Source organism: Elusimicrobiaceae bacterium, from assembly GCA_028700325.1.
In the GTDB taxonomy this organism is placed as follows: Bacteria; Elusimicrobiota; Elusimicrobia; order Elusimicrobiales; family Elusimicrobiaceae; genus JAQVSV01.
Genome location: JAQVSV010000013.1, coordinates 33,767 through 42,685 on the forward strand (window position 1 = coordinate 33,767; position 8,919 = coordinate 42,685).

Genomic DNA, 8,919 nt, shown 5'->3' on the forward strand with positions numbered 1-8,919 from the left:
CGCTCTCCTATTTCTCAACGGCTATCTTGAGCCGGCAGGCAGACTGGGCCTGGTTTTTAAGCAGCGCGATGTAGACCCCGCTGGCGACCGTTTTGCCGCCGCTGTTCTTTCCGTCCCAGACAGCGGTGCCGGAAGCCGAAGCTTCGAAACTGCGTATCAGCTGGCCGACGACGTTGAATATCTGCACTCTGCTGTTCGCGCCAAGATTGATGAAATTCATGCCCGCCTGCGTCATCGGATTGAACGGAACGGGATAGGCTTTGGGGTTCGCCGCCGGAGCGGAGCCGGAGCCGGTATATGCCGCGAGCGCAAAGTCCGAGAAATGCGATGTTGTCGCCACCACTTTCTTAAGCAGCGGATAAGCGGTGGAAGCAAGCACCTCATAGCCCGCCGCCACGGAAGTGCTGAGCGTTACGATCACCAGCTGGCCGGTGTCGAGCCCCGACACGTCGCTGTTTTCATAATTGAAAGTCAAAGTGACCGGCACGGCGGGCTGGGTGGAAATGCTGGTCTGCACCGAGATGCCCAGCGCGGTGGGCGTGAGAGCGGCAAACGCGCGGGTGCTGATATCGAGCAGGCTTGTCATTACGCTTACTCCGCTTCCGAACGCCGCGGGCGGAATATTAACCGCAAGCGTGGCGCCCGATGTGCCTGTTGAAACCAGCAGCGTGGCTGTTGTGGTGGAGATGTTGGACGCGTTCACTTCGGATTTGAAAAGCCCCGCGTCCGTGCCCGCGTACAGCGAACCGGACGCCAGTGTCTTCACTCCGTTAAACCCGCTGCCGAACAGCGTCCAGTCGGCGCCTTCGTTAATGCTCGTGTAGATTTTATCGTCCAGGCCGATATGCATGAGCCGCGCGCCGTCGGCGCCGCGCGCCAGCAGGAATTTCTTTATGCCGCCGTTGGCGTCGTAATAAAGCCGCGACCAGCTGGCGCCGGAATCCGTGCTCCGCATTACATTCCACTCGTTGGCGGCATAGAGCGTGCCGTCATAATCCGGGTCGAGCTGGAGTGTGTTTATGGAACCGCCCGGCAGGCCGGTGGTGTCGTCCAGCGGTTGTTCGATGCGGGTCCAGCTGGCGCCGCCGTTGATGGTTTTGTAAAGGTAAGCGGTGTTTTCGTCATGAATGTAATCCGGGTAGCTTGCCGCATACATCAAACCCGGCGTTGTGGTGGACAGTGCGATATGGGTTACGGTGGAAGTCGAGCCGTTTATGTAGATCTGGGCCCAGTCGCCGCCTTTGTCAATGCTTTTGTAAAGCCCGGCGGCGATATTTTCCTGCCCGCCCAGCCCTGTTCCCAGATATAAGGTCTGGCGGGAGAGATCTTTCGGGTCGAAAACCAGCGACATGATATTGCCCACATCCCCGGTATCGAAAGTGTACACGGCGTTCCAGCTCAGGCCGGCGTCGGCGCTTGCGTACACGACGCCATTTATGCCGGCGTAAAGAGTGCCGTCGGTATCTACGGTCATTGCTTCATACCAGTCCGGCGCGCCCGCGCGAAACCCGTCGAAATAACGCTGCGTCCATACAGTGCCGGAATCAGTGCTGGCGTAAAAATCAGCGCCGCTGGTCGCGTAAATTCTGCTGCTGTTGACGGGATCATGGAGCAGGCCGGAGAAACTCACGTTATACAGTCCGCCATTGCTGGTTTCGAAACTGCCGGAGCCGGTTTTTTTGTACAGCGCGGCTCCGCTATAGCCGTCGGCGATATAGAGCGTATTGCCGCCGGCGGAATACAGAAGCGAGCCGTCGCCGTCCGCCGCGAAGCTGTTGTTTGAAAGGGTTGAGTCAATAACGAACCCGGTTCCCCAGTTCAAGCCGCCGTTTACGCTTTCGTAGCAGGTGCCGCCGTTGCAAGCGACAACATCGCCGGTGCTTTTGACCACTATTCTGAAAAGCGATTTGTCATTATCCGAATCGTACAGGCCGGGGCCGAACGTGCCTGACACGTCAATCCCGGCCCAGGTGGCGCCGGAATCTGTGCTTCTGAGCACGGTCTGATATCCTCCCGCGTAGAGATCGGCGGGGTTTCCGGGATTCGCCGCCAGCGAAAACACGGACAGCGTAACCGTGCTGTTCCATGTCGTTCCCGTATCGGTGCTGCAATAAACCGCGCCGCTGTTGCCGTAGCCGGTTTTTGCCACGGTAAAGCAGACGGTGCCCGTTGAGGGCGCGATTAACTGCGTTATGACGCTGCCGTCATCCGCCAGCGAGTGGATGGAAACCCAGTCGCCATTGCCGCCCCCGGCGCTTTTGTAAACAGCGCGGGTTTCATTGTCGGCGCCATATATCAAACGCGCGTCGGCCGGATCTGCCGGCATTCCTATGGCAACTGCGGCATAAGGAATGTTCATGGAGGAAACGAATACCCACGTCGCGCCGGAATCGTCGCTGCGGTAGGTGGCTCCGGCATAGGAACTGTTTGCGTAGGCGCGGCCTGCCTGACCGGGCGCGAACGACACGGCTGCCGGTTTTATCCCGTTAAGCACCGCCGACCAGGTGTTCCCGGCGTCAATGGAGCGATAAACGCTTTGCGCTCCGGCCGCCAGCAGAATGTCATTGTCATTGGGATCCATGGCAAGCATATGGATTTTCCCGCCGGCAAGATTCATCGTTTGCCAGTTGGCTTCAAGGCCGTGTGAAATTCCTCCGGCGGCCAGCAGCCCCAATACCGCAAAAAAATATTTTCGCATGTATTCTCCTTAATTGTTCCCCGCGCGACATGTTATGCAGTGAGCTGTGATGACAGACCGATGATGAAAGATGTTTAAAAGCATCGCGACACCTAATTCTAGCACAAAGCCAGGCCGGAGTTGTCGAACTCCGGCCTGGCTTTGCTGTTCTGGTTTTTGAAATCAGATCCGTCTGTAGTCGGATCGCTTTTCCTTGTAAAAAGGAAACCGCTGCCGTGTAGTGGTCACTTTGTCTTTTTCCACGGGAGTTTCGCAGATGTGGATGCCGTCCTGCGTGCCGCAGTCAAGCAGCACCCGGCCCAGCGGGTCCACAACGCTTGAATTGCCGCTGAACTCAATAGTTTTTTCTCCGAACGGCTCGGTGCCGGTGCGGTCCACCCCGATGCAGTAACACTGGTTTTCAGTGGCGCGGGCACGCACGAGCGTGGTGTAATGGTCGGCGCGGCGCGCGGGCCAGACAGCTATATTCACGAAAATGTCCACTTTTTCAGACACTTCCCAGAACAGATACGGGAACCGCAGGTCGAAACAGATTGTGGGGCATACGGTCATGCCTTCAAGATCAAACGAGGTCATCTCGCTGCCGGGCGTGTAATGCTCGCTTTCGCCGCCGAACGCGTACTGGTGTATCTTGCTGTATTCGTTAATCTTTTCGCCTTTGCGGTTAAAGGTGACAAGGCGGTTGTTGCGGTCAATAACGCCGCCGAATGAAACCCAGGTGTTGTATTTGCGGGCGAAATCGCTGAAAAAAGCGAGGTCGGATTCGTCCAGCTCCGCCGCCGCGGTATTCATTGTGAAGCCGGTAAGCGTCATCTCCGGAAAGATTATCCAGTCTATCTCGGCTGTTCTGCCGCAGTTTTCCATCAATTCGGAAATTCTGGTTTTGTTGGTCCGCTTGTCTTCCCAGGCCATATCGAACTGGCAAAGCGCGATTTTCATGGTGAGCTCCTTGTGCTGTGCCTATATTTAACCAAAATACGCCGCACTTTAACAAACCGGCCTGATTCAAACAGCAAAGGCGGGAGCTCAGGGCTCCCGCCTTTATTCCAAGCGATGAAGTTACCGGTAAAGCTTAAGATATTCCATGAACCGGCCCCAGCTGGAAGCCTGCGCGAAACTGAGCGATTCGTAACGGTTGGACGCGTCCACCAGCGTTCCCGGCATGCCGGGAACAGTGATGGCTATGCCGTGCGTGTTTTTATAGTCCTTGCCGGTCCGGTCTTTGCTTGAATACACATTGTCTATCACAAGCGCGGAGCGTATGTAAGAAAGCAGTTCCGCCGTTTTTGCCCTGACCGGCGCGTACCGTTCGTCCCGCGGCAACGCGTCGGCGAACAGGTCCGCGAAATTATACAGGTCGGCGTAGGGCGAGATGAGTTTTTGGGGATCCGTCGCGTCATCGCCCACCTCAAAGCGCACTACCCCGTTCAGCGCGGCTTTCAGCGCGCCCGCATTGTCCGCCTGACGAACCAGTTCTGTCCACCCGTCCAGCAATTTCGCCAGCCCTTCCAGCCTGGCCGCGCGAATGGCGGACAGCTGCACGCCGTATTTCGTCTGCACCAGCTGGTCGGCAATATCGGGGCGGGTATAAAGGCTGTGGAACGTTTTGGTGAACACTTTGCCAGCCGCTTCGGCGTTCATGCCGGGTTTGGCGCTGAGCGCGGCGATGATCGCTTCAAAATCGAAACTCGCCAGCTGGATCACTTCTTCAGAACCCACTATCACGTCCGGCGAGCTCTTGAATTCATACGCCACTTCCATCATCTGCATGAAGCAGGCCATGCTGGCGTAAACATCAAGATGCCCGATGGTTTCAAAAAGCGGCTTCAGCTCGGTCGTTTTAATATAACTCTGGTTCTCGAAATCATGCGAGATGGAGCGTCCGCCGGACCCGTTTTCCCGCCACGACGCCGGCGGGTCAATCCAGCCCCAGCCGTGATCCCACAAAACCAGAATATATTTTTCGGCGGGATAGTTTGCTTTTGTCCATTTGACAAAAGCCGCCACGTTTTTCCAGTTGCCCATGTCGGACCTGCCCAAATCCATCAGCACGGGCGACGTGATTTTTTCAGGGTCATTGTCACGGGCGACATAGTAACGGCGAACTCCGATCCAGTCGCCGTCGGCATCGGTATCGTTGTCCTGACCGCGCATGCGGCCCATTTCAACCACCACGTTGACGCGGTCGGACGAGCCCGCAGCTTCCAGTTTGTTCATGTCGGCCAGAGCGAACGGTTCGACGTTGCTCTTTCCATTCATATAAACCATCACGGTCCAGTCTTTCGTTTTCCGCGCCGAAACGGCGGCGGACTGTTTTTCCTCTTTCACAACAGGAATGGCGGCCCCGGAATCAGCGAACCGGTCCGCAACCTGTCTGGCGCTTATGTAACCGAAATCTCCCAGCGAAAAACCCGGACTGCAGTATGCCGCAACCAATACAGCCAATGCCGCAATTCTCATCACTCGCTCCTGACATCGAAAGCAGATTATATGTTATATCCGTCACGCACTTTGCGCACATGCGGCAAAAGCCCCAATTTCCCGCGGGACTTAAGACCTATTCTCACGCGGCAATCCGCAACATCCCATATTGCAGCCCGCCGCGGAAAACAGCCGCTTTCCATTCTTGCAAAAAGCGCCCGCCGAACGCAAGTCATTTCCCATGCCTGTGCCGGCTTGCGGTGCAGATGCCGGGAAAAATTGAACCGGTTCCGGCGGCAGGCCAGACGAAGACAGGCAGCGTCCCGCGCTCCGGCAATAAGCACATTGCGCCGGCATTGGCAAAGTTGTAGACTAGCCGTTGCGGATCAGGCGGGGCATTTAAAGCATCGGGACAATAACAGATGGCGCATAAAAAAATTTATGTGGCGGCATGCGGTTTTCTCCGTTCCGAATTGGCGGCGGCGGTGAAAACAGCCGGGCTTGAAGGCGTTATACCGGTCAGCGGCTGCGCGGATTGCCGGGACTGCGGCATGCGGTGGGCGGCTATCGAGAAACAGCTGCCCGCGCGCGGGCCCGCGAAAGTTCATCTGTACGGCTGCAAATGCCTTGACGGCCTGGGCGAACCGCCGCAGCGGCTGGCCAACGCTGTCGTCCGGCGTTTTGAAAACTGCGCCGAACTCGTGGCCGGCAGAGAAATGGTGGCGCATGCGCTGGCCCGGAAGAAATGTCCGCTCACGCCCGGCTGGCTGTCCGCCATGCGGGAAAACGGGCACGATTCCGTTTCCTCCAAAGCATCGTACAGGGAAAAATATTCAGGGCTGGCGCTGTTTGATACCGGCGTGCTGCCGGATGCGGAACGGCTGCTGAAAGAATTTTCGGAATTTACCGGCCTGCCAGCGGAAACGGTGTTTGTCGGCCTGGATGTTTTGCGTCAGACTCTGGTTTCGGCCGTGCGGGAAGACGAACTGCAAACGGATCTGAAGGAAGCGCGCCAGTCACTCGCCGAACGCCGGGTTCTGCTCTCCCATTATAGCGTGACTCTTGAATTCATCGCGGGACTTACGGGCCAGAAGTCCGAACGCGAGATAATCAATCAGCTGTTCATGCTGTTTTCCCGCCTTTTCGAACCGGCGCGCATTTCCTTTATTGATTTGAAAAATCCGGACCAAATCAGACACCTGCCGCAAGCCGCCTGCGATTGCGGCGAAATTGCCGGCAGAATGACCGGCGACGCCGATTTCTATCAGATCGGCGAAACCGGGTTCGGTCTTAAAATTTCCGGCAACAGCGGCCCGCTGGCGGCGGTGGAAGTGGACGGCGTAAAATATCCCGAACGGATCAATTACTATCTGAACATTTCGTTTCTGGTCGCGCAGATCTGCGGGCTGGGGATTGAAAACACCCGCCGCTATGAAGTAATACGGGCCGCGCAGGACCGGCTGGAAATCCAATACCGGCATTTTATTTCATTGCTTAACAATATTGATTCGGCGGTGGTGGTTTTCGATATTGCGACAGGTAAACTGGTGTTCGCCAACCGTTTTGCCGAAGGCGTATTCGGGCCGGCGGGAGACCGCGACTACCGGGCTTTTCTGGGCAGCCATGACATTATTCTGCCGTCTTCTTCAGCGGCGGACGCGCCGTTCAACTTTTTCAGCACGTCCGGCAACCGCTGGCATATTGCGGTAAGCCGCTGGATTTCCTGGTGGGACGGCCGCGATGTGATACTGCTCACCGCAACCGATATTACGGAACTTAAGGAAACCACCGAACGGGCCGACAAGGCCAAGCGGGCGGCCGACGAGGCCAACCGCGCCAAAAGCGATTTCCTTTCGGGCATGAGCCACGAGATCCGCAATCCGCTCAATATAGTCTGCAATATGGCGGTGCTGCTTGGCGAAACGGAGCTGGCGCCCGAACAGAAAACCTTTATCCAGGTGCTGAAAAACGCGAGCGACAATCTGCTGCTGATCGCAAATGACATCCTTGACCTGTCGAAAATCGAAGCGGGCAGAATGACGCTGGACGAAACAGTATTTGACGTGCGCGAACTGGTTGAAAGCGTATGCGGGATGATGAGCGTCAAAGCCGGGCGCAAGCATATCGAACTGCGGCTGACTATCGGGCCCGACGTGCCGGATACGATTGTGGCCGACGCCACGCGCCTGCGCCAGATCCTGTTTAATCTTCTTGATAACGCGATAAAATTTACCGAGCAGGGGCATGTGGCTCTTGCGGTAACCAGAAGCGCGGCGGCGGGCAAGCCGGATCTGCTGAATTTCACCGTTACGGACACAGGCACCGGAATCCCTCTGGAGAAACAGTCGCTGCTGTTCGGCAAGTTTTCCCAGCTGCATGGCAATTGCGGCAAACTGTACGGCGGAACAGGGCTCGGGCTCAATCTTTCACAACAGTTTGCCCGGCTGATGCGCGGCAGCATTTACGCGCATAGCCGTGAAAATGAAGGCAGCCGGTTCTGGCTGGAAATTCCGCTTTTCGCCGCGCCGGCGTCACCTGCCGCAGAAACGCCGGCCCCGGAAAACGAACATTCGGGCAGGAAACTGAAGATTCTTATTGTCGAGGATTCCCGGGATAATATCATGATCATCCGCGCGTTTCTCAAAAAACAGTCTCACACGCTGACGGAATGTTATAACGGCAAAGAGGCGGTGGAGGCGTTCCGGCGGGAACGGTTCGATCTGATCCTGATGGATATCCAGATGCCGGTCATGGACGGTTATACCGCCACCCGGCTGATCCGCGAGCATGAACAGGAAGGAAATCTGCCGCGCACGCCCATCGTGGTTCTGTCGGCCTATTCCACAAGCGAGGAACAGCAGCGCGCGCTGGAACTGGGCTGCGACAGATATCTGACGAAACCGCTCACGCGGACGGGTGTGCTGGAAACAATCGCGCATTACGCAAGGCGCAATTCCGTATGACCGGACAGAAACGGGTACTGATCATTGATGATGAACCGGACATTCTGGTGATCATGGCTTTCCGGCTCAAAAAAGCGGGGTATGACGTGGTATCGGCGCGGAGCGCACGCGACGGCCTGCGCCTGCTCGGGCAGCTTGGCCCGGACCTTATTTTAACCGACATGAATCTGCCGGATATGAGCGTGGAAGGGCTTTGTTCCGCCGTGCGGACGGACGACCGGTTCCGGAATCTGCCGATTATCGTGCTTTCCGCCGGCAGCGAGGAATTCAAGAAACGGGTGCTCGCGGCCGGTGCGCAGGAGTTTTTAACCAAGCCGTGCGAACAGGAACACCTTGTCGCCGTTCTTGATGCCCTGCTCGGAGAGCGGTGAGGCGAACCGGTTTATGAACATTCTGGCCCATCTGACACTGCGCTGCCCCGATTATCTGTGTTTTGTGTCCGGTCTGAGCCTTATAGTGCTTTCAATAACGCTGCTCAGCTTCTCCGGCGCCTGCAAGGACAAGCCGCTGGTCAAATGGACCGCCATGTTTCTTGTCGCCTGCGGAATTTATGAATGGGCTGGCCTGTATGACACGAGTTTTCTTGACGCGCGAAGCAATTTCTACAAAATCGGGTTTCTGAAAAACGGCGATCTGATCATGGCGTCACGCATCCTGACGCTCTGGCTTGCGTTCTGGTTTCTGCTTGAAGGCATCAGGCGGAACCCGCGCGGCAAAACCAGACTGTCCGGCTGGCTTTATCTGCCGCTCGCCGCCGCTGTCGCCGCCGCCGTAAACCGGCTCGGCCTGCCCGCGGCCAACGATATCGTGCTCAGTTTTATCGGGATACCGCTGGCG

General features: G+C 56.9%; 6 protein-coding genes. 3 read left to right on the forward strand and 3 right to left on the reverse strand.

Annotated features, from left to right (window positions below):
* Positions 1-7 precede the first annotated feature (7 nt).
* From PHW69_03160 to PHW69_03170, 3 genes are all read right to left on the reverse strand, one after another.
* Positions 8-2,698, reverse strand: coding sequence for a hypothetical protein (locus PHW69_03160; GenBank protein MDD4004186.1), 2,691 nt, complete (start codon positions 2,696-2,698; stop codon positions 8-10).
* Between the two features lie 162 nt (positions 2,699-2,860).
* Positions 2,861-3,637 (reverse strand): hypothetical protein, encoded by a 777-nt coding sequence (locus PHW69_03165; GenBank protein MDD4004187.1) that lies wholly within the window; start codon positions 3,635-3,637, stop codon positions 2,861-2,863.
* Positions 3,638-3,757: 120 nt separating this feature from the next.
* Positions 3,758-5,143 carry a clostripain-related cysteine peptidase gene (locus PHW69_03170; protein ID MDD4004188.1) on the reverse strand — a complete coding sequence of 462 codons (1,386 nt, stop codon included), beginning with the start codon at positions 5,141-5,143 and terminating at the stop codon, positions 3,758-3,760.
* A 398-nt stretch (positions 5,144-5,541) separates the two neighbouring features.
* On the opposite strand from PHW69_03170, the gene PHW69_03175 reads away from it, so the two are divergent.
* The 3 genes from PHW69_03175 to PHW69_03185 form a co-directional block, all read left to right on the forward strand.
* Complete coding sequence (locus PHW69_03175; protein MDD4004189.1) at positions 5,542-8,082, forward strand: ATP-binding protein; 2,541 nt, start codon at positions 5,542-5,544, stop codon at positions 8,080-8,082.
* Complete coding sequence (locus tag PHW69_03180; protein MDD4004190.1) at positions 8,079-8,453, forward strand: response regulator; 375 nt, start codon at positions 8,079-8,081, stop codon at positions 8,451-8,453. The genes PHW69_03175 and PHW69_03180 overlap by 4 nt, the downstream gene beginning before the upstream one ends.
* A 13-nt stretch (positions 8,454-8,466) precedes the next feature.
* The coding region (locus tag PHW69_03185) for a hypothetical protein (protein ID MDD4004191.1) at positions 8,467-8,919 on the forward strand (453 nt) is incomplete at its 3' end.

Bases quoted from the DNA above. Each gene is read 5' to 3' on its own strand.
- PHW69_03165 (MDD4004187.1), bottom strand. From the start codon at position 3,637: ATGAAAATCGCGCTTTGCCAGTTCGATATGGCCTGGGAAGACAAGCGG.
- PHW69_03160 (MDD4004186.1), bottom strand. From the start codon at position 2,698: ATGCGAAAATATTTTTTTGCGGTATTGGGGCTGCTGGCCGCCGGAGGA.
- PHW69_03175 (MDD4004189.1), top strand. From the start codon at position 5,542: ATGGCGCATAAAAAAATTTATGTGGCGGCATGCGGTTTTCTCCGTTCC.
- PHW69_03180 (MDD4004190.1), top strand. From the start codon at position 8,079: ATGACCGGACAGAAACGGGTACTGATCATTGATGATGAACCGGACATT.